Raw genomic sequence first — 26,045 nt, 5'->3', positions numbered from 1 at the left:
GTGTTTCAATACTCAATTTATTTACCTCGCTACCTGTTTTTATTTAGTGTGACTATTTCCAACTTCAATATTTTTTGGATGTTCTGTTAGCCAATACAGTTATTTTTTAATTATTTCCTATGCAAAAAATAATGTTGAACTAAATCACCTAGAATTAAGTATACCAAAATATGCTAATAGTACGATGGACATTTTACAATGAATCTATCTCAAAGTTTTATTATCTATATTACAAACAGTTACAACCAGGGTGATATATTCGATACTGTTATCTTGACCATATATTTATAGACCTACTTCCCATTACCGCAAAAGCTGATAAATTTGCTCAATTTGTTGGTTTTAAAAAAAGGCACAGACCTTTTCACAGAGCCTACCTATTTTTACGCAAAATAAAAAGCTAGAAACCCTACAAAATAAGGTTTCTAGCTAGTAAAACAGGTTTATCCCACACTGCCTTCCAGCAAAGGGATGGTGTTTTCTACAAGTTTCAACAGCTTCTAAATACTGTTAGATCAACATCCGCTGTTTTGAGCGATGCCATGAAATTCTGATGATTTTTCGGGATTGGTGCTAGTTTGGGTGTTAGTTTTTAAAAAGCATGCATTAAGAGAACGTATTGAACTACTTAATTATTTTAACCTTTAGATATCCATTTCAATTTCATTTAATATGCAGTCTAAAACTTTCAATATATATATACCTGACTCGTAATTTTTAATAACTGTTTCCATCTTTATACTAGAAAGATTCACTCCGTGAGCAAAATCATTTCTTGATTGAACCAAACTATTTAAATTTGCTTTGTGTTCCCCTTCCTTGCTAATTAAATTTATATTTTCATTGAATTTATTTGACCACATACCATCCATTCCTTCGAGCATTTTCGTTATATTCCCTGTATTAGGGTTAGAAGAAGAATCTACAATATTTTTTTTTAGATAGACATTTAACTTTTCTTTTTCTTCTACTCTTAGAAAATCATAAATTAGAGTTTTATAGCTTTGTTCAAGAGTTCCACTTGACCTAACGATTGAATAATTTATCAAATAGGGATTAGCAGAAGAAAAGTGATCCTTATTAATAATTTGTCTGATAGCATTTAACTCTGATAAAACACCAATCAAATTATTTTGAACTTCCTCATTAAACATAGAATCAGTATAAATGTCATGCTTCATTATATTTTACCACCATATACATCAACATAAACTTTATTTATCCTACCAATTATGTTATCAATATTTGTAGTTCTTTTCGAAATCATATCAATAAATTCCTCATCTAAAAATAATTTACCATATCTATCTAGTATGGCTTCTTTTGATGCTAACTCTAATTTATTTTCAATTACTCTTAATGTAGCTACTGAAACTGCATCAAAAATAACAGGATTGACTTTAATTTTTCTATTTATATTAGTTGGCTTTCTAAAAGATAAGTCATTAAATATTTCAAATACCTGATTCATAGTGTCAATAAATATTTGTGTTAGTTTCTTAATTTGACCTTCATTCATATTTTTCTTATCTGACATATACCAGTTCAAGTAGTTTGTAAGATTGATGGTATGGGTATCAGGGGTGTTACTATACAAATGACTTATAGAAAAAAATCTTAAAATCAACTCGATATCTAACATTCTAGAATCCAATTTATCATTTTGTAAAATTTTTCTCCATATCTCTTCTTTATTTAATTCTATTAGAATGGAGTTCATATCTCCTTGATAAATACAATTCCTTATTTCTTGAGATTTTAATGTTTTTCCGCCTGTATTTATTCTTTCAAAAATTTGATACATTCCACTATCGTTTCTAGGCTGTTTTTGTTCAAAGATAATTGCATGAATTGTAGTTGCCCTTATTCTAATTTGCTCATCTTCAGTTAATTCAACAAATGTCTTATTTCGCCATCTTTTATTAATAGCCTCGCTATTGGATAACTTGAAAGACTGATTATTTCCACTGAAAACTCCTTTTACAAAATCATAAACAGTCATGATTCTTTGATACCCATCAATTATTAGTTTTTTTTCATCTTCAACTTTTGCAAAAAATATACTAGGTACAGGCAAACCAAGCAATATGGAATCTATAAAACGGCTTGCCTCTAATTTTGTCCAGACATAATTTCTTTGTAATTCAGGTTTAAGCAGCTCACCTTCATCATACATCATTATTATTTCTCTAAAAGATAAATCTGCTCCCCAAGAACTTATATTAAATAGTTCATCGTTTGAAATACTCTCATCCTCATTCTTTTCTTCTACCAAACTAATTTCTTTCACTACTGTTCCTCCTTTGATACAAATTTCATTCCAATGGTGATATATATAATTCTATATCTTTTTTGCAAAAAAGATTTTTAGACAAACAAAAACAATCTTACTTTTAGACAATTTAAATTCATCAAAAATGAATCCTTATTTTATAAAAATTAATTAATAATCTTAGCATTGTCATTAATTGAATCTATTGATTGAATTAATGTCTGAATTTGCCTCTGGTTATCACCAAATAAATTGACAATAGTTCCGATACGTTTAAAAGGATCTTCCAGAAGTTGTGCTTTTTCTAAATAACCATTCTGAACAACATAAGCTATGATCAATTTAATAAATTCTGATTGTTGTGAGTTCAACTTTTCAGTAGATAAAAAATCAGAAAATACAGCCTTTGCGGCACCTTTATCTAACCCTATCAGCTCCCTTACTAAGAGAGTCACTGATTTTTCTCCGTAACTTTCTTTATACTGATCTTTTGAACCTAATTTCTCCCAGAGAACTTCTTCCAACATCTCTACATCTTTCTTGGTCAATGGACGGTTGTGATGTAACTTGTAGACAGCAGTGTTATCCAAATGTGCTCTGATATAATTTTCGACTTTCTCTTTGTAACTACGCAAGTCATTTACTTTTAAAAGTGGTGCATCATCTTCATGTATCGAGATAATTTCATCTTCAAAATTAGTGTAATAGATTCTTTGTGTGTACTTAGGAATAAAACGAATTAGCTCTCTTAATGCTAAGCGAACTTCTTCCAACGTTTCAAGAGTTGGTTGCTCCCAAAATTCTGGTTCTTGGATTTTTTTAATCAACTCTTTTTGCTCCAAAATTTGAGGAATTGTCCCCAGTTTTTGAAGTTCTTGAGCACTTTCCATCACTTGTCGGATTGCTCGTGTTGCATTGCTCTTTGTTAATGTAGATAATTCAATAGTAAATACCCATAAATCAAATCGCTTAGCGAGTTCATCATCCTTTTCCGGTTCAATCAAAGGTGAAATATGTTTTTTTAGATCATTAACATTTAAAATAGTTAATGCTTTCCATGAGTCTAAGTGTGAGAATTTATCCACATGTTTGATTTCCATACGAACCATAAAATAATTTTGATCTAGCTGTTGGACAAATGAAAACAACTGATTAACCAGCTCGGTTCGATATGAAATAAATGAAGATTCTTGATACTGTATGGCTTGTAATTCATAAATCAATTCAACTTTTAAATTAAAGAGCCTTTGAGTCAATGGAGTCACCAGCCTAGCCTCTCCTATTTGCTTATCTTCTCGGAAAAATTCAAAATTTCGACCATAATCAAAAATTAGAAAGCCATCTTTATCTTGTCCTGGACCAAATAGATTTTCACATAATCTTGTCCCTCTACCAAGCATTTGCCAGAATTTGATTTTCGATCTGATTTTTTTGAAAAAAACTAGATTCACTACCTCTGGCACATCAATACCTGTGTCAAGCATATCAACAGAAATAGCAATTTGAGGATACTTTTCTTTCACTGAAAAAGTATCAATCAAACTTTGATGATAATTAACGCTATAATCAATAACATCAGCATAACTATCTCCTTTATAAGGGAAAAGGAGATCAAAACGCTCTTTTATCATTTCTGCGTGACGATGATTTTTCGCAAATATAATCGTTTTTCCAATCTCATCACCACTAGAGTCTTGTATTCCTTTGTTCATTATTTCTTTTAAAACAAGGTCGATCGTATGTTTATTAAACAGCCATTCGTTAATTGCTTCTGGATCAATATCCTTAACCTCTGGTTCATCTTCAAAAGTATCATCAAATGCCTGTTTCTCTTCCTCAGTTAAGTCCTCATAATGAATGCCTTCACTCGGAATTTTTAGTTCTGTTTCAATCGTTTTATACTTCACTAAAAAACCATCATCCACTGCCTTATCCAAATCATAAGCATACGTCGGAACACCATTTTCTAAGTTGAAGAGATCGTAGGTATTTTTATCAATATCCTCTCTTGGTGTTGCAGTAAGACCTACTATTAAGGAATCAAAATAATCAAAAATAGCACGATATTTTTGGTAAATACTTCTGTGAGCTTCATCAACAATAATCAAATCAAAATGTCCAACCGTAAACAGCCAGTTTTCTTCATGTTTAACTGAATCAATAGCATTCATCATTGTTGGATATGTCGAGAAAATCATTCGACTAGTACGCGGATTATTCTTCTCCGTATTCGCTTCCAATAAGTTACATAACGAAAGATTTGGCAACAGCTGATTAAAGTTACGAAAAGCTTGTTTTACCAACGAAGTTCGATCTGCTAAAAACAAGACATTCTTAGCCCAATTTGCCTGTGTTAATACATCAACAATAGAGATAACCGTTCTTGTTTTTCCACTTCCTGTCGCCATCACTAATAGTGATTCACGTTGCCTATTCTCGAATGCCTCACAAGTATTAATAATTGCTTCTTTTTGGTAAAAACGATTCGTTATATCATCGTTAATAGTTATTGAGTTCAATGATCGTTTTGTTTCTCTTCGATCAATGATTAGCTGCAACTCATCTTGTGTATAAAAACCAGATACTTCTCTAGCTGGATAGGGTTCTTCAATCATCCATGTTTCAAACCCATTCGTATAGAAAACAATAGGTTTTTGATCTTTCTTTTTTCCTAAGAGATCGGCATAAAGTTTTGCCTGCTGTCGCCCTTCTTTAGGGCTTTTCATCGTTCTTTTTGCTTCGACAATTGCCAAGGGCAGCCCATTTTTCCCATATAAAACATAATCAATTTTCCCAAAACCAGATTTATTAGGCATTCCTTCAATTTTCTCTTCTATTTCAATATTTTCATCGAATTTCCAACCAGCAAGTCGTAACTCAATATCAATATATCGCTTACGCGTTTCACTTTCAGAAATTTTATCAATACGAAAATCGTAGTTTCCAGATTCAACTGTACTTTTTCGTTTATTCATGAAATCTACACGTGTTTCATCTGGTAGAGATTGTTGCAATTCTTTAAGTGGCGGATCAGTCACATTAATTTTTTCTGTTAGCTCTTCTAGTTGACGCGGCGATTCTTTTTCTTTGATAGTTTTTGATAAACTAAGAACCGCCTCATTGAACGTTCTATCTTGATAATTTTCGCCATAACAATAATCAATCCATAAAATAAATTGGAATAGATTTTTTATAGCTAATATAGCCTCTTCTCGCTTGACTGTTGCATTATTATGTACAGCAACATTCCCTAGTTTAATAATAAAACGAATAGCAGGCAGTAAATTGGGATCAAGTATATCTTGAAACTCACGCTGATTGACTAAGGAAGATAGATTATCACGATAAGGAACTTTCAACTCACTATCAAATTGATAAACCCACTTAACTGAAAGTTCAAGCGCACGTCGGCAGCAAATTGCTACCATAATCGTGCTAACATTCATTGCTTTTTCTGTATCAATACAAGCTTGAGCAAATCCTTGATAATCTTTATCTTTTGTCAAAAAATCAAAATTCCCCATTTTTTTCTCCTTTCGTTCAATTTCTGAAATTATTCTTCTGGAAAGAGCTCTCCACGAAATGCTTTTTGCATTAGGGCATTAAAATTATTTTCCATTTCATGTAAGCATTTTTCCATAGTTTTCTTTTGTGTTTCGATTTCTTCGACGATAGAAGTAAATTCAAGTTGTCTCTTCATATCCACATTATTTATTTCAAAAGTTTCTAGTTTTGATTTAGTTATCATTTTTTTCATACTATCATTCGCAAAATCTTCTAAGCGAACCTTAGAAAACTTTAAAGTATAGAATAAATACTTAACATGAATACTATCATTCACTGTAATAGCATTAATTTGTTGATTAAAAGCCACTACTCTATTCAGTAATACTACTTTACCAATTGATTTTTTGGATCCAGCTATACAAGTCATAAGGATTGAGTTTTTATCAGCAGTTCTCCCTTTATTAACCCCTATCTCTGACAAATACTCAGTAGCCTTAGATGGATATAAAAAATCAAAACTCATGTTGTCAGTTTTTATCCACTCCATATGATTACCATAATTTTTTAATTCTTTTCTAGAAGGAGTATTTCCAGTAGTAATATTAGCAATACTTTTCAGATTTACCTTCCACTCTTTTGAAAGCCTGTTAGGATCTCCAAACATTTCATAAAACACACTTTGAATTAACTTATCCATTTCAGCAATCTGTTCTTTACGTTTTTCGATTAATTCTGAAGCTAAATCTAATGTGCTTGCTATTTTCTTTTGCAGTATAAGATTAGGTAAGGGGACTTCTAAATCAGATAAATTTTTTTTATTTATTGCTTTAAATGTACTCCCAGTGGATTGGTTATTTAATATTTTTTTTTTCGTATGCATCAAATAGTACAAGTATTTTAAATCTAGGAATTCTGACTTAGGTGAGATACTTGCCAGCCCTCTCCCAATACAACATCTAGTGTTCGAAATATTTACATCTCCAACTGGAGCTCTTACCCCAAGAAGTACTTCATTTTTTTCTGCAATCTTTATAGGCTTGGTCGTGAATTTTTTAGGAGAAGGAAAGATTTTACCAAAATCGCTAATCCCTTGATAAAATGGTATTCCCTGACCGGCATCATTATAGTATTTTGAATCAGGTGATTGTCCCATATTAATAACTGCTACTTCATTCAATTTAGTCATTATTTCGCACCAACGATTTCAATTCATTTATTCCTTCAGCAATAGTCTTTTCGAGTTTTTCGATATTATTCAAAATAATAATAGGAGCTTCGTACTCCACTTCATCATATTCAATCTCTTTATACTTATTAATATTTAAGTCATAATCATTTCCTTCCAGTTCCTCAACCGGAACCATAAATGACTGATCCTTACGTTTGCAATCTATTTCTTGTTTACGATGTTTAAACCGCTCGACAATATCAGGTATATCATTCTCTTTGATTGGATTACGCTTATCATCCAAACTATAGCCATCAGCCTGCATATCATAAAACCAAACATTATCTGTACCGCCAATTTCAGTCTTAGTGAAAATTAGGATAGCAGTTGAAACTCCAGCGTAAGGCTTGAATACTCCACTTGGCATTGAAATGACTGCTTCTAATTTATTTTTTTCAACAATTTCTTTCCGAATATCTTTATGGGCTTTGGACGAACCGAATAAAACACCGTCAGGAACAATCACTGCTGCTCGACCTCCTGGTTTTAGCGTTCTCAAGAATAAAGCCAAAAAGAGTAATTCAGTTTTCTTAGTTTTAATAGAAGCTAACAAATCATTTGCTGTAGTATCATAGTCCAAAGAACCTTTAAATGGCGGATTAGCTAATATTAGAGAATATTTTTCCCGCTCTATATTATCTTGTGAAAGAGAATCTTGGTATTTAATTTGCGGATTATCCACCCCATGAAGCATCATGTTCATTGCACCAATTCTTAACATCGTACTGTCCATATCATTTCCATGAAACATATTATTGTGATAATGCTTACTTAATATTGAATCTAAAAATAATTCTGGATGATGTTTTCTTACATACTCGCTCGCTGCAACTAGAAACCCTGCCGAACCCATAGCTGGGTCACTGATTATATCTTGGGGGGTAGGAGCAATCAAATCTACCATCATCTTTATAATATGACGTGGGGTACGAAATTGTCCATTTGTTCCAGAAGTAGCTAGTTTGGATAAAAGATACTCATAAATATCCCCTTGCATATCTCTGTCTTCAGTTGGTAATTCTTCTAAAGCCTCTACTACTTTTTGTAATGTTCCCGGCTTATTAATTTGAAAAATTGCATCTTTCATATATCTTGAAAAAGCAGTATCATCATTTTCACCATTCAAATTTTTTATAAAAGGAAAAATTTTTTGTTGCATCAAATTGAACATCTCTTGAGCATCACCCAAGTCTTTAAATGTGTGCCAACGATATTCTGGGTGGTCTTTTGGAAATAAAGATGTGTATTCTAATCCTAATACTTCACTATTTTTTTCTTTTTCTAGTTCTGCACGATCTAAATCTTTCATGAATAGCAAATAAGTTAACTGTTCTATATTAGTTAATGGATTGGTACTTCCTTCAGTCCATAATGTTGTCCAAATATTGTCAATTTTACTCTTAATTGTTCCAGTAATCATTTTTTTATTTCTCCTATCTAGCACTATTTATAATTCAAATACAATGAATAAAAGTCATTATATATATTTTTCATTTTAATTTTTCTGGTTATGTATTCCCTACAATTGTAGCATCAATTGATTAAGAAATACATTTAGTCTTCAATTTAGAAAAATTACTAATATTACAAAAGTGATTCTTTTTTTGTTAACAGCACTACAAATTATTTTGAAATTAACCTTAAAAATAATTGATGGTGTGTTTCGTTCAAGCCTTTTATTAATTCTTCAACAGAATAAGATTGTCCAGGCGAAGTTTTAATTTTCTATGTCTTATCTTCTATTGCTTCTTAACTCATTTTATTCATTACAAGAGGATAGTTGAATTATTTAAAAAACAATTCCTCTTGTTTCACGTTATCTAGAATATCATGTTCTTTTTCTTTATTTATGGTATCTCTATCCATAACTTTTAATACAGTATATTCTATAATAACATAAAATTAAGTCCATCTTATTCACTTATAATTACATTACATACACTAAAAAGGTTTCGTCATTTTCATCAAGATCGCTAATTTTCATAAAAAAACAACTATAAACGTTATTATACAAACGTTTATAGTTGTTTTTTATCCCACACTGCCTTCCATCTCATATTGAATCAAACGATTCAACTCAACAGCATATTCCATTGGTAATTCTTTGGTAAATGGTTCCACAAATCCCATAACAATCATTTCAGTTGCTTCTTGTTCAGAGATTCCACGACTCATTAAGTAATACAATTGTTCTTCGGAAATTTTTGAAACTTTGGCTTCATGTTCTAGAGATACGTTGCCATTCATAATTTCATTGTAAGGAATGGTATCTGAACTCGATTGATCGTCCATGATGATCGTATCACATTCGATATGTGAAAATGAGCCTTCACTGTCTCTTGTAAAACGAACGGTTCCACGATAATCTACCGCGCCGCCATCTTTGGCAATTGATTTAGAAACAATTGAGCTTGAAGTATTTGGTGCATTGTGAATCATACGGGCGCCATTATCTAAAACAATATTTTTACCAGCTACAGCAATTGATAACATTGTTCCACGAGCGCCACGGCCATTCATGTACACGGATGGATATTTCATGGTTACTTTTGAACCTAAGTTACCATCGATCCATTCCATCGTCCCGTTTTCTTCAGCAGAGCCACGTTTGGTTTCTAATGAATAGACATTATTTGACCAGTTTTGAATCGTTGTGTAGCGGCAATAGCCATCTTTTTTAACAAAAACTTCTACTACGGCAGCATGTAAACTATCTGAAGAATACGTTGGTGCTGTACAGCCTTCAACATAGTTTATACTTGCGCCTTCGTCAACGATAATTAATGTCCGTTCAAATTGTCCAGTGTTGGCTGAATTAATTCGGAAATAAGACTGAATTGGAATATCAGTTTTTACTCCTTTTGGTACATAGATAAAGCTACCACCTGACCAAGCAGCTGAATTTAAGGCAGCTAATTTATTATCAGTCGGAGGAACCAAAGTCCCAAAGTATTCTTTCAATAATTCGGGATACTCTTGTAAAGCCGTATCCGTATCGGTAAAGACAATTCCTAATTTTGTGAATTCGTCTTTCATATTGTGATAGACCACTTCTGATTCATATTGGGCGGAAGCACCGGCTAAGTAAGCTCGTTCCGCTTCAGGAATCCCTAAACGTTCAAAAGTTGTTTTGATTTCTTCTGGTACATCATCCCAGTCACGGGCTTTTTTATCACTAGAGCGGATAAAGTAATTAATTTTATCAAAATCTAAATCAGATAAATCAGGACCGTAATCTGGCATGTCCATCTTATAAAATGCTTTTAAAGATTTTAAACGGAAGTCAAGCATCCATTCTGGTTCATTTTTAGCGCGAGAAATTTCGCGAATGACATCTTCTGATAATCCGTCACCGGTTGTGAAGACGGGCTTAACATCATCGTGAAAACCATATTGATATTCTTCTTGTAATTCAAGTTCGCTCATACTTTTCACTCCTATTCGTTATGAAGTTGTTCTTCTTTGGCTTGACCAGTTTCGTCAGTTAAAGCTTTTCCTAAAGCTTTCCAAGCTAAAGTCGAGCATTTGATGCGGGCGGGGAATTTCGCCACACCTGATAGCATTGCGGCATCACCGAGGGCATCACTGTCTTCTTCTGAGATTTCGTTGCCCTGTACCATTTGAGCAAAAACAACTGCCAAATGTTCGGCTTCTTCCACTGGTTTTCCAATCACTACATCGGTCATCATTGACGCAGACGCAGAGGAAATAGAACAGCCACTGCCAGAAAAAGCGATGTCTTCAATCTTTCCATCTTTTACTGCTAATTCCAATTCGATTACATCACCACAGGTTGGATTATTCATTTCAATATTTGCAGTAGAATCTCCACTAATCTTTCCAAAATGATGGGGATGACTTGAATGATCCAAAATGACTTGGCGATATAAATTATCTAGTTTAGATAAGGCCATCTTTGAAAAACTCCTTCGTTGCTTCGATTGCAAAAATCAACCGATCAGCATCTGCTTTTGTATTATAGAAATAAAAGCTTGCCCGAGCTGTTGCCGGGACATTTAAGTATTTCATTAAAGGTTGGGCACAATGATGTCCTGCTCTGACCGCGACACCTTCCATGTCTAAAGCAGTCGCTAAATCATGAGGATGCACGCCGTCAATATTGAAAGCAATCACACCCGTATGACTAGCTACATCTTGCGGGCCATAAATAGTTACCCCTTCAATGTTTTGCAATTTTGGTAAAACGTAATCAACCAATTCTTGTTCATATTGGTGAATATTTTCAATCCCAATTTCGTTCAAATAATCAATCGCACCACCTAGAGCAATTGCGCCAGCAATATTTGGTGTACCTGCTTCAAATTTCCAAGGTAATTCTTTCCAAGTACTGTCAAAAAGATTCACGAAGTCAATCATTTCGCCACCAAAATCAACTGGTTCCATTGCGTCTAAATATTTACGTTTGCCATATAATACACCGATTCCAGTTGGACCGCACATTTTATGCCCACTAAAAGCAAAAAAGTCAGCATCTAAATCTTGCACATCCACCTTCATATGTGGCGTCGATTGGGCACCATCAACAATCATTACTGCATCGTTGGCGTGCGCTAATTGAGCAATTTCTTTAATCGGATTAACGACACCTAAAACATTTGATACATGAGCTAATGAAACAATCGCTGTTTTTTTGTTGATAACTTTTTCGACTTCTTCCATGTCTAAATGACCTTCGTCAGTAATAGAAAGATAGCGTAAAGTTGCTCCTTTGCGATCCGCTAATTGTTGCCAAGGAATAATGTTTGAATGATGTTCCATATAAGAGATGACAATTTCATCGCCTTCTTTTACGAAAGCATCGCCATAACTTCGCGCCAACCAGTTTAATCCAGTCGTCGTTCCCCGGGTAAATAAAACTTCTGCTGTTTCACCAGCATTAATAAACTTACGGACTTTTTCACGACTTGCTTCGTAATCTTTGGTTGCGCGTTCCGCTAAAGTATGAACACCACGATGAACATTAGCATTGTCGTGTTCGTAGTAGTAACGTAAAACATCTAGTACTTGGGTAGGTTTTTGAGTCGTTGCTGCATTATCTAAATAAACCAGTGGTTCGTCATTTACATCTTGAAATAAAATGGGAAAATCATTTCTAAGGCTAGAAAAATCTTTCATTATTTCGTCAACTTCCCTTCGATGGTGGCAATTAACTGATCTTGCGTCGCTTTCACTGGAATCGCCGTTAAAACTGGACCTAAGAAGCCACGAATAACTAAACGCTGTGCTTCATCTTTTTTTAGTCCCCGGCTCATTAAATAGAATAATTCATCTGGATCTACACGACCCACACTGGCTGCGTGACCAGCAGTGACTTCATTTTCATCAATTAATAGAATCGGATTGGCATCGCCACGAGATTTTGTTGAAAGCATTAATACGCGACTTTCTTGTTGCGCATCTGCTCCTTTGGCACCTTTTAAAATATGTCCAATACCGTTAAAAGTTAAAGTAGATTTTTCTAAAATGACACCATGTTGTAAAATGTGTCCAATTGTATGCGGCGCTTTATTGGTCACTCGCGTATCAATTCCTTGAACTTGTTTACCAGTACTAATGGCTACAATTTTCACTTCAGAATGAGCACCGTCACCCACTAAATCAGAATCAAAATCAGCAATCACGTTACCATCATTCATAACACCGATCGCCCAGTCAATCATAGAATCTCTTAGTAAATATCCGCGACGGTTCATATAAGTCGTAATATTTTCACCCAGTGAATCCACTGCTGAGAATTTTACTTGGGCACCTGGTTTGGTGATCACTTCTACTACCACATTACCAGTTAATTTTTTCGCTTCATTGCCATGAGATTCAAAGCGTTCCAAATATGAAAATTGGCTGTTGTCTTCCGCAACAATTAATACATGTTTAAAGAAATGTGCATCCGCGTTACCATCATGTAAAAATAAACTTTCTAAAGGTTTTTCAATCACAACATTTTTTGGCACGTACAAGAATACACCGTTGTTCATAAAAGCTGCATGTAAAGCAGTTAATGAATTTTCTGTGTAAGGCACAGCTTTTGTCATGAAATACTCTCTCACTAAGTCACCATGTTCCTTGACTGCTGTTACAAAGTCAGTGAAAATTACACCTTGTTCAACTAACTCCGGTGAAATCTGTTCAAATACGGTTTGTTCACCTTGTTGAACTACCATTGGATTGTCTGACATATTAGAAAAATCAGGGACATTTCCAGTAGTTACTTCTGCTTCAGGTTTCACATTATATAAATTCCAACGAGCGAAACGAACTTTTTCAATCGTTGGTAAAGGTAGTTCATCAATTTTACTTAAGGCATCTACCCGCAAATCAGTCAGCCATTGAGGTTCTTCCCATGCCGCTGAATAGCGTTGCACGTCTTCAAGATAATCAATCCATTTTGTCATTTATCTTGCCCTCCTAAACTTCTTCTTTGTAGTCAATACCTAATTCTTTTGAAATGCCGGCATAGCCTTCTGCTTCTAGACGACGCGCTAAGTCAGCGTCACCTGTTAAGACAATTTTGCCATCCATCATGATGTGTACCACATCTGGCACGATATAATTTAATAAACGTTGATAGTGAGTAATCACTAAGGCGCCAAAATTTTCTCCTCTTAAAGCATTGATACCTTTTGATACAACTTTTAGAGCATCAATATCTAAACCAGAATCAATTTCGTCCAAAATCGCAAATGTTGGTTCAATCATCAATAATTGTAGAATTTCGTTCCGTTTTTTCTCTCCACCAGAAAAGCCTTCGTTTAAGTATCGTTCAGCCATTTCTTCTGGCATATTTAATAAAGCCATTTGTTTATCTAGTTTTTTCAAAAATTGCATGACTGAAATTTTATCGTCTTCTGGACGGCGCGCATTCATAGCTGCTCGCATAAATTCAGCGTTGGTCACACCAGGAATTTCACTTGGATATTGCATCGCTAAAAATAGTCCTAGACGGGCTCTTTCATCCACTTCTAACTCTAAAATATTTTTTCCATCAAATAAGATTTCTCCTTGGGTCACTTCGTAATTTGGGTTACCCATGATGGCTGCTGATAAGGTTGATTTTCCTGTTCCGTTTGGTCCCATGACTGCGTGGATTTCGCCGGTTTTCATGATTAAATTAACACCTTTTAAGATCTCTTTATCTTCAATGGCTACGTGTAAGTCTTTGATTTCTAAAACTGACATGAATTTCCCTCCAAAAAAATATTTTTCCGTTCTCACATATTTTAATCTAAATGAGAATGGAATACAAACGAATTCCGATAAAATTCTTTAAAAAAATAATCTTTATTTAGAATAATTATAATTTCAGAAAATAGCAAGGATCTTTCAATAAAAAAACTCTGAAAACGTTTTTTCGTCTCCAGAGTTTCAACATTATTTATTTGATCATTCACCAGCATCACTAGCTACTGGTTTAACTGAACCGCCCCATTTTTTAAGGATCCAGTCTTGTACTTCTTTTTGATGTAATACATCATTTAATTTTTGGATATTTTCGTTATCTTTATCTTCTGTGCGTGACACTAATACATTTACGTATGGTGAGTTATCTTCTTCTAAAGCAATTGAATCTTCCAATGGATTTAAACCAGCACCATAGGCAAAGTTGGCATTAATTGCAACAACTGTTTTTGGTTCATTTTGATAGGTTGTAGTTAACAACGATGGATCAATATCGTGTTTAAATTCAAGGTTTTTAGGATTGTCTGTAATATCATCAAAAGTTGCAGTCTCTAAATCGGTTCCTTCTTTAACATCAACTAGACCAGCATTTTTTAAGATAGTAATAATTCGGCCCCAGTCAGATTCTGAATTCGAGGTAATAATTGTCGTTCCTTCAGGAATGTCATCAATATTTTTGACATCTTGTGAGTACAACCCCATTGGCTCAATATGAATGGCACCAACGTTACTGAATTTATAATCATTTTCTTTGATGGCTTTATTTAAGAATGGTAGATGTTGGAAATAATTGGCATCAATATCACCATCTGCTAAAGCTTTATTTGGTAGAACATAGTCATCAAATTTTTTGATTTCTAAGTTCACACCCTCTTTTTCTAAAATCGGTTTTACATGTTCTAAGATTTCAGCATGAGGGGTTGGTGAAGCGCCCACCACTAATGTATTACTATCGCCGCCTGAACTATCAGAACTTGATGAATCACTATTACCACATGCTGCTAAGCCAAATGTCACTAATCCCAATGCTACTAATCCTGCCCATTTCTTCATAAATATTTCCTCCCATATTTTAAGATAATCTATTTTTTATTTCATTGAATCCTGAATTTACTCTCAACGTTTGTCGGTTTTCTTTGTTAAGAAATCTCCGACCCCTTGAACAATGAATACAATAATTAGAATAATGATTGTTGCTACAAAAGTTACAGTATAATTTCCTCGTTGGAAGCCTTCTTGCCACGCCAGTGAACCAAGTCCTCCTGCACCAATTGCCCCCGCCATCGCTGTAAAACCAATCATGGAAACAGTAGTTACAGTTAAGCCAGAGATCAACGCTGGTAAACTTTCTGGAATCAAAACTTTGATAATCGTTTGAAAATAATTAGCACCCATTGCATCAGCAGCTTCTAGCACACCACTGTCAACCTCACGAAAAGCAATTTCAACCAAGCGTGCATAAAATGGTGCTGCTGATAAAACTAAGGCCGGAATGGCTGCCTGAGCTCCTAAAATCGTTCCAACTAAAGCTCGTGTAAATGGAATAATTAACACCATCAAAATCATAAACGGTGTCGAACGGAAAATATTACTTAAAATCGATACGATACCGTATAAGATACTTCTGGCAAAAGATTTCTTACGACCAATTGAATAAAGCAACAGACCTAAAAGCAAACCTAAAACCAAAACAATTACCATCGAAACGATCGTCATATATAAAGTATCTCTAACAGCTTCTTTCATTGTGGTAGGATCAACATTGCTAAAATTCAAATATTGTTCTACAAAACTTTGATTATTATTAGCCATGATGCAACACCTCCACCCCAACTTTTTGACTTTCGAAAAATTCGATAGCCTTGGTGACTTCGCTACCTGTTAATTGCACAGTCAAAGTACCAAAAGAATTACCAGCCGCTCGTTCGATGTTGCCGTAAATGATACTAACATTCACATCAAAATTTCTAATAGCTTGTGAGACGACTGGTTCACCCGCATTGTTTTCGACAAATTGTAACGAAGCCAATGTTCCTGTTGGGTTTTCTTTGATAAACTCTGCTAGTAAGGCAGCTGGGTCATTTTTAGGTTCTAATTCTTGTTGTACAAAAATTTTAGTCACGGCTTGTTGTGGATGACGGAAAACTTCTTGAACATTGCCTTCTTCCACAATTTTTCCTAACTCCATTACTGCGACTTTATTACAAATTTTTCTAACCACATTCATTTCATGAGTGATTAAGACAATGGTTAAGCCTAATTGTTGGTTAATATCTGCCAATAATTCCAACACTTCTTCGGTTGTTTGTGGATCTAAAGCACTAGTGGCTTCGTCACATAAAAGAATATCTGGATCATTTGCTAATGCCCGCGCAATTCCAACTCTTTGTTTTTGCCCACCAGATAATTGTGATGGGTAGGCATTACCACGGCCCTCTAAGCCAACTAATTTTAATAATTCTTCCGCCCGACCTTTTCGTCGTTCTTTTGGTACTCCGGCTAATTCTAAAGGCAATTGAATATTTTCTAAAACCGTTCGTGACCACAAAATATTAAAATGCTGAAAAATCATGCCCACTTTTTTGCGAAATTGTCGCAACTGATTTCCTTTTAATTTTGTAATGTCTTCACCATCGACGATGACTTCACCAGCAGTTGGTGTTTCAAGTCCATTTAATAAACGAACCAACGTACTTTTCCCTGCCCCTGAATAACCAACAATACCAAATACGTCACCTTTTTCGACAGTTAAATTAATGCCTTGTACCGCATGAACTGTGCCAACTTTGCCGCTAAATGTTTTTACGACTTGACTAAGTTCGATGAATCCCATAAATCTTCCTCCTCCAACAAAAAAAGCCTCCGCCCCAAATGTATAAAAAGATACACTTAGGACGAAAGCTCAAACTTTCGTGTTACCACCTATTTTTGTCATTATCTCGCAATAATAACCTCTTCAAGTACTTGTCAACGACGCATACTTAGGTGCTATATCGGGCACACCCGTAACGAACTCATCGTCCGCTAAAGCTCAAAGACCATCTTCTACCTATGCAACTCCATTCCTTTTCAGCTACCGGAACTCTCTGTATGACTTGTTTAGATATACTCTTCTTTTCATTGCTTGTTGTTATGTTGAAATGAATTATAGCAGTCTAAGAAATCTCTGTCAACAAATTCATCAAGCTTAATTTTTCTCGGCTTATTTTTTAATTTTGACGATCCACGCAGCAACTTCGTCTTTAGGATCAATTTTTTCTGGAGTTTGCAAGAAAATTTGATTGATTTCTGAAACTGTTCCTGCTACTGGACTTTTAAATTCACTTACTGCTTTTTCAGCTTCTAATTCTGCCAAAACATCATCCATTGCTAAAATTTGGCCTACTTTAGGTAAAGAAGCAAACGAGATTTCGCCTAACTCATCTAAAGACGTTAATGTAAGACCAATCGTTGTAAAATCATCTGTTTCATCTAGCCATAAACCGTTTTTTTCATTTGCCATTAACTAAACACCTCTTCATAAGTTGTATCTTTAAAACCATTCACTACAAAGTGATTGTCTTTAATAATCATTGGTCGCTTTACTAGCATGCCATCACTAGCTAATAATTTGCTAGCTTCCGGGATGCTCATTTCTGGAACTTTATCTTTTAATTCTAGTTCACGATATTTCATCCCGCTAGTATTAAAAAATCTCCGTAATGGCAACTCACTATTGGTCAACCATTTTTCGAAATCCTTTTGACTTGGTGTTGCTTGAACTAAATCAATTGTTTCAAATTGAACTTGATTTTCTTCTAGCCAAGCTTTTGCTTTTCTACAAGTAGAACATTTTGGATACCAATAAAATTTATACACGTCGCGCCCTCCTGTGAAGCTCAATTTCTGGATTTTTTTTACTTTGATACCGCATGGATAAAATTAGACCGACACCAATCATATTCCCTATAATTGATGATCCCCCTTGACTAATAAATGGCAAAGGAATCCCAGTCAACGGTAATAGTCCGATATTTGCACCAATATTTTCAAAGACGTGGAATAAAATCATCATAATAATCCCAGTCGATATATAAGCATAAAATTCATTGTTCATGTCAAAACTGACCCGAATCATCCGATAAATCAGTAAGAAATATAATAAAATAATCAATGCACCGCCGACAAAACCAAAATTTTCACCAAAAACGGTAAAAATCATATCAGATTCACGTACTGGTACGTAAACACTACTTACATTGTAGCCTTTACCAAACATACCTCCAGAACCAATTGCCATTAAAGAATGGGCTAATTGAAAGCTATCTCCCTGTGGGTCATGGAAAGGATCTAACCATGAATCAATCCGGGAAAACTGATAATTCTTAAAACCAATAAAGCTTAGCACTTCACGGCCAGAATCAGTTGTTACTAGAAAAATAACGGATCCTGCTAAAAGAACCGCCAAACTCATTACCGGGATAATAATAATCCAAGAGATTCCGGACATTAAAAACATACCTGCAAATATCGCAAAGAAGACCAGCATTGTTCCGAAATCATTTTGTGCCATGATTAAGCCTAAGACTGGAATCGTGACTAAAAACATTTTACCAATTAATTTCAAATCACTTCTTAAACTGCGCACACGATGAGCTACATTATGTCTTGTAATCACATAAGCCATCATCAAAATATAGGCAATTTTCATTAATTCCGCCGGTTGAAAGGTTAAACTCCCAAAGCGGAACCAGTTTTTCGAACCTGTTGAAGCTGCCAATGCAGGATCATAAAATCTTAATAAGGCCAGCATGACCGCCAAACCAAGGCCATACAAAAATGGTGTAACTTTCCAAATAAATTTCGCATTAAAGTGAATAATAATTATAATTGCAACAGCTCCGACGATGTACCATAAAGCTTGCATCGATAAGCTAGTAAATACATTAGGATTTCTCGGGTCATGACCCAGAGCAACATACAATGACAATAAACCGATTAGACATAAAACAAAGACTGGTAAAATCACACCATAATCAATGCGACTGTCATCATTGCTTCTTTTTCTTTTTTTATCCATTTTTCATCTCTTTTCCACCAGTATACTGTTACATTATAGACGCTCCTGATGATAAAACAAAGCGGCAATCATCGGTCTTTTGAAAAACTTTGAAAAAAGAGCACGTATTATTTACACATATGGTAAAAATAAAAAAAATTTGGCTTTATAAGAATTTTACTGAAAATAGTTTTTTAAATAAATAGGATTGATGGTATAAATTTTATAAAGTAAACGTAGTAAATTGCAAAAAAATAATCTCTTTAAACATAATAATCAATGGATGGGTATGGTCAAGGAATACGTTCAGTTAAAAAAGTAACTTTTTATACCGAAAGATGAAACTTTAGGTATTAAGCTAAAATAATTTATTTATATTTTAAATTAAAAAAGACAAATCCACATTTTGGCGTGGATTTGTCTTTTTATGCCAGCTGCAGGAATCGAACCTGTGACCTACGCGTTACGAGTGCGTTGCTCTACCGACTGAGCTAAGCTGGCAAACTACAAAAAAATTATAGGCAACTTTTCAAAAAAAGTAAAGGCAAACCTTCGAAAAAGTCCCATAGATGAAAAAATGGCTAAAAAATGTTATAATGTAATGTGTAACACTAAAGGAGGCGAGTTTTTTTGGCAACATTTGGTAAAATGGACACGCAGATCGACCCTTCCGAATTAGGAAAAACTTTTCCTATTACTACGCAAGTTACTTTTACTGTTCATGGTAAGAAACAAACTGGTAAGGTAACGAAACAACTACGTAACGCAGCAATTGTTGAGATCGATGAAACAACAGCAAATACAAATTTGATAAATGAATCAAATGGTGTCGCTGTAATTAACTACAAACAGCTAGAAAAAATTTAAAGCTGATAAGATAAAAGACCGATTCTTTAAAAAGAATCGGTCTTTTTCTTATTTAGTACCGAATAAACGGTCGCCTGCATCACCTAAACCAGGTACAATGTATCCTTGTTCATTTAAATGATCATCTAATGCTGCAGTATAAATATCAACATCTGGATGAGCATCTTGTAATACTTTTACGCCTTCTGGAGCAGCAACTAAACAAACGAATTTGATGTTAGAAGCGCCACGTTTTTTTAATGAATCAATTGCCATGATCGCAGATCCACCAGTCGCTAACATTGGATCGACTACGAATAATTGACGAGAATCAATATCTTCTGGCATTTTAAAGAAATATTCGTGTGGTTTTAAAGTTTCTTCATCACGGAACATTCCCACATGACCTACTTTGGCAGCTGGAATTAATTCTAAAATACCATCAACCATTCCTAGACCTGCACGCAAGATTGGCACAATTGCCACTTTTTTTCCTGACAAAGTTTTTTGAGTGGACATAGTGATTGGTGTTTCGATCTCTACATCTTCTAAAGGCATATCGCGAGAAACTTCATAAGCCATTAACATGGCAATTTCGTCTACAACCTCACGGAAAACTTTTGTACCACAGTTTTTATCGCGAATAATTGTTAATTTGTGTTGAATTAAAGGATGATCGATTACTTGAAACTTACCCATTTTTAATTGCTCCTTTTGTGCTCATTTTGTCTTATTATAAGCTATCTTTTTCCATAAGAAAAGTTTTTCTTACAAAGGATTTTTCTGAGTGAGTCTCAACACTTCAGCTTTCACTTTATCTAATTGTTGGCTGTCACCTTTTGATTTTAGTGTAGCGATAATTGCTTGTGCTACCGCTTTTGTATCTTCTTCATCAAAACCACGAGAAGTAATCGCCGCTGTACCGACACGAATGCCACTGGTTTCTCTTGGGCTTTTTGTTTCAAACGGAATTGAATTTTTGTTTACAGTAATATTCACTGAATCCAACATTTCTTCAGCTTCACGTCCACTAATCTCAAAACCAGCTAAATCTAATAAAAGTAAATGATTGTCACTGCCGCCTGAGACAACTCGCATTTCTGGCGTATCATTGAAAACAGTTTCCATCGCTTTAATATTATTTAAAACTTGTTGGCTGTATTCTTTAAAATCAGGCATTAAAGCTTCTTTAAATGCGACAGCTTTAGCAGCAATTACGTGCTCCAATGGGCCACCTTGCGTTCCTGGAAAAACAGCGCTATTGATTTTTTTCGCTAACTCAGGATTATTAGTTAAAATTAATCCACCACGAGGTCCTCGCAAAGTTTTATGAGTCGTAGAAGTAACAATATCAGCATATGGCACTGGATTTGGATGTAATCCAGTCGCAACCAATCCAGCAATATGGGCCATATCTACCATTAATTTTGCATCAACTTCATCAGCAATTTCTTTAAACTTAGCAAAATCAATTGTTCTAGAATAAGCACTTGCTCCTGCGACAATTAATTTTGGTTTGTGTTCAAGCGCTAATTGGCGCACAACATCGTAATCAATAGTTTCAGACTCTGGATCAACACCATAGCCTACAAAGTGATAGGTTTTCCCGCTAAAGTTTACCGGAGAACCATGAGTTAAGTGACCGCCCGCTGATAAATCCATTCCTAAAACTAAGTCACCAGCTTCAATCAGTGACAAATAAGCTGCTTGATTGGCTTGAGAACCAGAATGAGCTTGAACATTCGCAAATTTTGCATCAAATAATTCCTTGGCACGATCAATTGCTAAATTTTCTACAATATCAATAAATTCACAACCACCATAATAACGACGACCAGGGTAACCTTCTGCGTATTTATTCGTTAAAACGGTCCCTTGCGCTGCACGAACAGCCGTTGAAACAATATTTTCTGATGCGATCAATTCTAAATTGTTCTGTTGGCGCTCCTCCTCTAAGGAAACTGCTCGCCATAAATCTGGGTCTAATTCTTTGTAATTCATCAACACTCCACCCCTTAACTGTTTAGTAGTTTTAAGTATACGAGATTTGTAACCTTTTATCGAATATTATGCCAAATTATTTTTTGAAGTATTTTTGTCCTGCCGCTTTTTTTAATCGATTCATATAAGCCAAACCTAGATCTATCTCAGAAAAAACATTAGCAAATATGATGTCAACATCTTCTCTCTGATCCAGTGCTCGTAACCCACTAAACAAACCATGAGTAGCTGCTTCAATCGAATCGTTCTCAAAAATAAAATGATTCAATCCAGTAAATTTATCACTAATCGCTGGACCTGCTAAAATACCCACTCGTAAATTCTCACTTTTTGCCCAATCAATAGCGGCTGGCCAATCAGAATTTTCCACCATATAAACCGGTGTGTCCGGCGAATAGTGTTTATATTTCATTCCCGGTGCTTTTGGTGTTTCAGTTTCTTTTACCAAATGAGCATCCAGAGGAACCTCAATTCCTAAAACATCTTCCAAAATTTCCTTAGTGACTGCTCCCGGTCGTAAAATAGTCGGTACGTCACCACTTAAATCTAATACGGTTGATTCAACACCAATTTGTGTCGCACCGTCATCTAGAATCCCTGCTATTTTTCCATTTAAATCGTGATAGACATGTTCAGCTGTCGTTGGACTCGGCTTGCCAGAGGTATTGGCACTAGGTCCGACTAAAGGAAATCCCGCTTCTTTTATTAATTTTAACGTTATTTTATTGTCTGGCACTCGAAATGCTGCTGTGGATAAACCACCTGTAACAACAGGATTTAATGCACCTTTTTTTAATTCAAAAATTAATGTCAACGGTCCTGGCCAGAATTCTTTTATGATCTGTTGAGTTAAAGGATGATACTTTTCCACAAATTGTTTCGTCATTTCAAAGTCTGATACGTGCACAATTAAAGGATTGTCAGCGGGACGTCCTTTGACCGCAAAAACTTGCTTGACAGCTGCTGGCAAAAGCGCGTCAGCACCCAATCCATAGACAGTTTCCGTGGGAAAAGCGACTACCTCGCCGCTTTTTAATAAATCAATCACCTGCGGCAAATCTGCCGCTTTAAATATTTTTGTTTCCACAGTTTATCCACAACTCCTATTATCTTGATTTCCCAATTTTCCAAACACTTATTTTAAGTTACCCACGACTTGTGGATAAATCTTTTGTCAAGTGTGCATAACCTTGTTGATAACTTTTAATTCGTTTTCAAGACTGATACCATCAGTTTTTTTATAAATTATGAAAGAAAAATAAAATTTTTATCCCCAGATTTTATTCAACGACAATCATCCGATCCAAACCAAACAAATCTTTTTTCAGATTGACTTCTTTAGCTGGAAAAGCTTGTTGAAAGATTTCTTTAACAGAGTCTGCCTGTTGGAAGCCAATTTCTAAATAAATTTTTCCTTGAGGATTTAATAATTTCGGTGCTTCTTTAGCAATTTTCTGATAGATTGCCAATCCTTGATTATCGGCAAATAATGCTTGTTTCGGTTCAAACTTACGGACACTGACATCCATTAATTCCCATTCATCAGCTGAAATATATGGCGGATTACTAATAATGATATCTTGTTTTTCTGTCAATTTTGCTAGAACATCACTTTTTTTAAAATGAACTTCTGCAGACAAATTTTCAGCATTCATTTTTGCCACTTCCAGTGCTGCTGTTGAAATATCTAATGCTGTGACTTGCCAAGAAGGTCGCGCTAATTTCAAACTAATGGCGATCACCCCTGTGCCTGTCCCGATATCGGTTACTTTTAAATCTTTTTTAGGATTGTCAGCTAGACATAAAGCAACTAATTCTTCTGTTTCAGGTCGCGGAATTAAAGTGTCTTTAGTCACTTTAAAAGTTTGACCATAAAATTCTTCATAACCTAATAGGTATTGGGGTGGAATGTCTTTCATTAGCTCAGCTAAATCAGCTTCAATCATTGCTTCATCAACCGGTGAGATTGACTTGCGCATATTTAATAACCAAGTGGTTTTATCCCAATTTTTGCGTGCTAAAAATAAATATTCTATTGCATGGCCTTCTTTTCCATGACGCTCTAAAAAAGAAGAAGCCCTGGTCAGGACTTCTAAATAGCTTTTAGACATTTTGTAATTCTTCCAATTTCTTCGTTTGATCGTAAAGAATCAAAGCATCAACAACTTCATCTAATTTACCAGCTAAAATTTGATCTAGTTTTTGGATTGTCAAACCAATCCGATGATCAGTTACCCGATTTTGTGGGTAATTATATGTTCTAATTCTTTCAGAACGATCACCAGTACCGACTGCTGACTTTCTTGATGCGTCGTATTCACTTTGAGCTTCTGATGAAATTTTATCATACACTCGGGCACGTAAAATCTTCATAGCTTTTTCGCGATTTTTAATTTGTGAACGTTCATCTTGCATTGCTACCACCACTCCAGTTGGAATATGTGTTAAACGAACAGCCGATGCAGTCTTGTTGACGTGCTGCCCGCCGGCGCCTGAAGCATGATAGATATCTGTTCGAATATCTTTATCAGCAATATCAATTTCAACTTCTTCCGCCTCTGGCATGACTACCACTGTCGATGTTGAAGTATGAATCCGACCTTGCGATTCAGTCGATGGTACCCGTTGCACTCTGTGGGCGCCACTTTCATATTTTAATTTTGAGTAGACATTGTCACCAGTAATCATCATAATAACTTCTTTATAACCGCCGATGCCTGTTACGTTTGCTTCTAAAACTTCAGTGCGCCAGCCTTGGCCTTCAGCATATTTTTGGTACATATTAAATAAGTCACCAGCAAATAAAGCTGCTTCATCACCACCAGCTGCACCACGAATTTCCATAATAATATTTTTATCATCATTAGGATCTTTAGGTAGCAACAAAATTTTGATTTCGTCTTCTAATACTTCTTTTTCTTTTTTTAAATCCGCTAGTTCTTCTTTTGCCATTTCAGCTAGTTCAGCATCTAAGTTTTCACCTAGTAATTCTTCGGCTTCACTGATTCCTTCAACGACCTTTTTGTATCGACGATAAGTTTCAACGGTCTCACGAGTATTTGCTTCTTCTTTTGACAATTGCATAAAACGATTTGTATCAGAGATTACCGCTGGATCACTTAATAATTCTCCGAGTTCTTCATATCGATCTTCAATTGCTTGCATTTGATCGTACATGGATTATGTTTCCTCCTTAATTTCTGGGTGTAAATAGTGGTTACGACAAACTGGGTAATAAGCTTCATTTCCGCCAATTTGCACTTGGTCTCCTTCATAAACGGGTTTGCCATCAATATAGTGCAAGTTCATGATTGCCTTTTTGTGACAGAACCAACAAATGGTTTTTAATTCTTCTAATTTATCTGCATATAATAAAAGATATTTTGAGCCTTCAAATAGTTCATTTCTAAAATCATTTTTTAAACCAAAGGCCATCACTGGTATGCCCAACTGATCAACAATTTTAGCAAATTCTAAGACATGATGTTTCAGTAGAAACTGTGCTTCATCAATTAAAATACAATAAGGCTTGTAGTCTAACTGCCTAATTTCTTCAAAAACATTGGTGTCTGCAAAAATCGGTTGCGCCTCACGACTTAAGCCGATACGACTAGCAATTCTGCCAACACCATCTCTTGTATCTAAACCACTTGTCATTAAGACAACGGGTTTGTTCTGTTCTTCATAATTGTGAGCAACTTTTAAAATCTCAATAGTCTTTCCACTATTCATTGCGCCGTATTTAAAAAAAAGCTGTGCCATTAGTATCACCTTTCCAAATAGTTCCTAAAATATCATAGCAGAAAAAGACTGATATTTACAGATTTTTCTATTGCTTCACTACCATTCACTATATTTTGTAACGATTAAATAAAATACAAGCTGTTATCCCTCTTCTTAAATTAAAATTAAATAATATAAAAATGATAATCTTTTCAATTATTTTTGATCAAAGA

23 protein-coding genes, 1 tRNA gene and 1 other annotated feature are annotated in these 26,045 nt (G+C 34.9%); of the genes, 1 reads left to right on the top strand and 23 read right to left on the bottom strand.

Translation table 11 applies throughout. From position 1 onward, the window contains the following. Nucleotides 1-644: 644 nt before the first annotated feature. From KUA55_RS02105 to KUA55_RS02025, 17 genes are all read right to left on the bottom strand, one after another. Nucleotides 645-1,181, bottom strand: coding sequence for a HEPN domain-containing protein (locus KUA55_RS02105; protein WP_024797006.1), 537 nt, complete (start codon nucleotides 1,179-1,181; stop codon nucleotides 645-647). Then, nucleotides 1,181-2,290 carry a GmrSD restriction endonuclease domain-containing protein gene (locus tag KUA55_RS02100; RefSeq protein ID WP_343214700.1) on the bottom strand — a complete coding sequence of 370 codons (1,110 nt, stop codon included), beginning with the start codon at nucleotides 2,288-2,290 and terminating at the stop codon, nucleotides 1,181-1,183. The genes KUA55_RS02105 and KUA55_RS02100 overlap by 1 nt, the downstream gene beginning before the upstream one ends. 149 nt (nucleotides 2,291-2,439) lie before the next feature. Further along, complete coding sequence (locus KUA55_RS02095) at nucleotides 2,440-5,796, bottom strand: DEAD/DEAH box helicase family protein (protein WP_218324516.1); 3,357 nt, start codon at nucleotides 5,794-5,796, stop codon at nucleotides 2,440-2,442. A 29-nt stretch (nucleotides 5,797-5,825) separates the two neighbouring features. Continuing rightward, on the bottom strand, nucleotides 5,826-6,965 hold the full coding sequence (locus tag KUA55_RS02090; protein ID WP_218324515.1) for a restriction endonuclease subunit S: 1,140 nt from the start codon (nucleotides 6,963-6,965) through the stop codon (nucleotides 5,826-5,828). Then, nucleotides 6,958-8,427, bottom strand: coding sequence for a type I restriction-modification system subunit M (locus KUA55_RS02085; RefSeq protein WP_218324514.1), 1,470 nt, complete (start codon nucleotides 8,425-8,427; stop codon nucleotides 6,958-6,960). Before KUA55_RS02085 ends, KUA55_RS02090 begins: the two co-directional genes overlap by 8 nt. Nucleotides 8,428-9,038: 611 nt before the next feature. Then, entirely contained in the window at nucleotides 9,039-10,433 is a 1,395-nt protein-coding gene (gene sufB, locus KUA55_RS02080) for a Fe-S cluster assembly protein SufB (RefSeq protein ID WP_218324513.1), read from the bottom strand. An 11-nt stretch (nucleotides 10,434-10,444) separates the two neighbouring features. Further along, nucleotides 10,445-10,921: a Fe-S cluster assembly sulfur transfer protein SufU gene (gene sufU, locus KUA55_RS02075; RefSeq protein ID WP_218324512.1), complete on the bottom strand. Its 477-nt coding sequence runs from the start codon at nucleotides 10,919-10,921 to the stop codon at nucleotides 10,445-10,447. Next, nucleotides 10,908-12,143, bottom strand: a complete 1,236-nt coding sequence (locus tag KUA55_RS02070) for a cysteine desulfurase (RefSeq protein WP_218324511.1) — start codon at nucleotides 12,141-12,143, stop codon at nucleotides 10,908-10,910. Before KUA55_RS02070 ends, sufU begins: the two co-directional genes overlap by 14 nt. After that, nucleotides 12,143-13,420: a Fe-S cluster assembly protein SufD gene (sufD, locus tag KUA55_RS02065; protein ID WP_218324510.1), complete on the bottom strand. Its 1,278-nt coding sequence runs from the start codon at nucleotides 13,418-13,420 to the stop codon at nucleotides 12,143-12,145. Before sufD ends, KUA55_RS02070 begins: the two co-directional genes overlap by 1 nt. 13 nt (nucleotides 13,421-13,433) lie before the next feature. Then, complete coding sequence (gene sufC / locus KUA55_RS02060) at nucleotides 13,434-14,204, bottom strand: Fe-S cluster assembly ATPase SufC (RefSeq protein ID WP_218324509.1); 771 nt, start codon at nucleotides 14,202-14,204, stop codon at nucleotides 13,434-13,436. A 204-nt stretch (nucleotides 14,205-14,408) separates the two neighbouring features. Continuing rightward, nucleotides 14,409-15,257, bottom strand: coding sequence for a MetQ/NlpA family ABC transporter substrate-binding protein (locus tag KUA55_RS02055; protein ID WP_218324508.1), 849 nt, complete (start codon nucleotides 15,255-15,257; stop codon nucleotides 14,409-14,411). Between the two features lie 63 nt (nucleotides 15,258-15,320). Then, the gene (locus KUA55_RS02050; protein WP_218324507.1) at nucleotides 15,321-16,016 is read right to left on the bottom strand and encodes a methionine ABC transporter permease; all 696 of its coding nucleotides are present in this window, start codon (nucleotides 16,014-16,016) and stop codon (nucleotides 15,321-15,323) included. Further along, on the bottom strand, nucleotides 16,009-17,037 hold the full coding sequence (locus KUA55_RS02045; protein ID WP_218324506.1) for a methionine ABC transporter ATP-binding protein: 1,029 nt from the start codon (nucleotides 17,035-17,037) through the stop codon (nucleotides 16,009-16,011). The genes KUA55_RS02050 and KUA55_RS02045 overlap by 8 nt, the downstream gene beginning before the upstream one ends. 54 nt (nucleotides 17,038-17,091) lie before the next feature. Then, nucleotides 17,092-17,334 (bottom strand) — a binding site (T-box leader). A 72-nt stretch (nucleotides 17,335-17,406) separates the two neighbouring features. After that, nucleotides 17,407-17,706: a glycine cleavage system H family protein gene (locus KUA55_RS02040; RefSeq protein ID WP_218324505.1), complete on the bottom strand. Its 300-nt coding sequence runs from the start codon at nucleotides 17,704-17,706 to the stop codon at nucleotides 17,407-17,409. Next, a complete protein-coding gene (locus KUA55_RS02035; RefSeq protein ID WP_218324504.1) occupies nucleotides 17,706-18,062 on the bottom strand; it encodes an arsenate reductase family protein in 357 nt (118 codons plus the stop codon). The genes KUA55_RS02040 and KUA55_RS02035 overlap by 1 nt, the downstream gene beginning before the upstream one ends. Then, nucleotides 18,055-19,263: an FtsW/RodA/SpoVE family cell cycle protein gene (locus tag KUA55_RS02030; protein WP_218324503.1), complete on the bottom strand. Its 1,209-nt coding sequence runs from the start codon at nucleotides 19,261-19,263 to the stop codon at nucleotides 18,055-18,057. The genes KUA55_RS02035 and KUA55_RS02030 overlap by 8 nt, the downstream gene beginning before the upstream one ends. Before the next feature lie 407 nt (nucleotides 19,264-19,670). Further along, nucleotides 19,671-19,743: transfer RNA gene (locus KUA55_RS02025), tRNA-Thr, on the bottom strand. A gap of 147 nt (nucleotides 19,744-19,890) precedes the next feature. Between KUA55_RS02025 and KUA55_RS02020 the strand changes: the two genes are divergently transcribed. Next, nucleotides 19,891-20,109: a hypothetical protein gene (locus KUA55_RS02020; RefSeq protein ID WP_218324815.1), complete on the top strand. Its 219-nt coding sequence runs from the start codon at nucleotides 19,891-19,893 to the stop codon at nucleotides 20,107-20,109. A 48-nt stretch (nucleotides 20,110-20,157) separates the two neighbouring features. Here KUA55_RS02020 and upp read toward each other — a convergent pair whose 3' ends face one another. From upp to KUA55_RS01990, 6 genes are all read right to left on the bottom strand, one after another. Then, nucleotides 20,158-20,787, bottom strand: coding sequence for a uracil phosphoribosyltransferase (gene upp / locus KUA55_RS02015; protein WP_218324502.1), 630 nt, complete (start codon nucleotides 20,785-20,787; stop codon nucleotides 20,158-20,160). Nucleotides 20,788-20,856: 69 nt separating this feature from the next. Continuing rightward, nucleotides 20,857-22,089, bottom strand: a complete 1,233-nt coding sequence (gene glyA / locus KUA55_RS02010; RefSeq protein ID WP_218324501.1) for a serine hydroxymethyltransferase — start codon at nucleotides 22,087-22,089, stop codon at nucleotides 20,857-20,859. A 76-nt stretch (nucleotides 22,090-22,165) separates the two neighbouring features. Beyond that, complete coding sequence (locus tag KUA55_RS02005) at nucleotides 22,166-23,176, bottom strand: L-threonylcarbamoyladenylate synthase (RefSeq protein ID WP_218324500.1); 1,011 nt, start codon at nucleotides 23,174-23,176, stop codon at nucleotides 22,166-22,168. 193 nt (nucleotides 23,177-23,369) lie between these two features. Further along, entirely contained in the window at nucleotides 23,370-24,200 is an 831-nt protein-coding gene (gene prmC / locus KUA55_RS02000; RefSeq protein WP_218324499.1) for a peptide chain release factor N(5)-glutamine methyltransferase, read from the bottom strand. After that, on the bottom strand, nucleotides 24,193-25,266 hold the full coding sequence (prfA, locus tag KUA55_RS01995; RefSeq protein ID WP_218324498.1) for a peptide chain release factor 1: 1,074 nt from the start codon (nucleotides 25,264-25,266) through the stop codon (nucleotides 24,193-24,195). The genes prmC and prfA overlap by 8 nt, the downstream gene beginning before the upstream one ends. 3 nt (nucleotides 25,267-25,269) lie before the next feature. Beyond that, nucleotides 25,270-25,851 carry a thymidine kinase gene (locus KUA55_RS01990; protein WP_218324497.1) on the bottom strand — a complete coding sequence of 194 codons (582 nt, stop codon included), beginning with the start codon at nucleotides 25,849-25,851 and terminating at the stop codon, nucleotides 25,270-25,272. Nucleotides 25,852-26,045: the final 194 nt, after the last annotated feature.

Origin of the sequence: Enterococcus alishanensis, from assembly GCF_019218635.1 — a bacterium.
GTDB lineage: Bacteria > Bacillota > Bacilli > Lactobacillales > Enterococcaceae > Enterococcus_A > Enterococcus_A alishanensis.
Note: the sequence above shows the minus strand (reverse complement) of the source record. Positions and strands in the feature narration are given on the sequence as shown.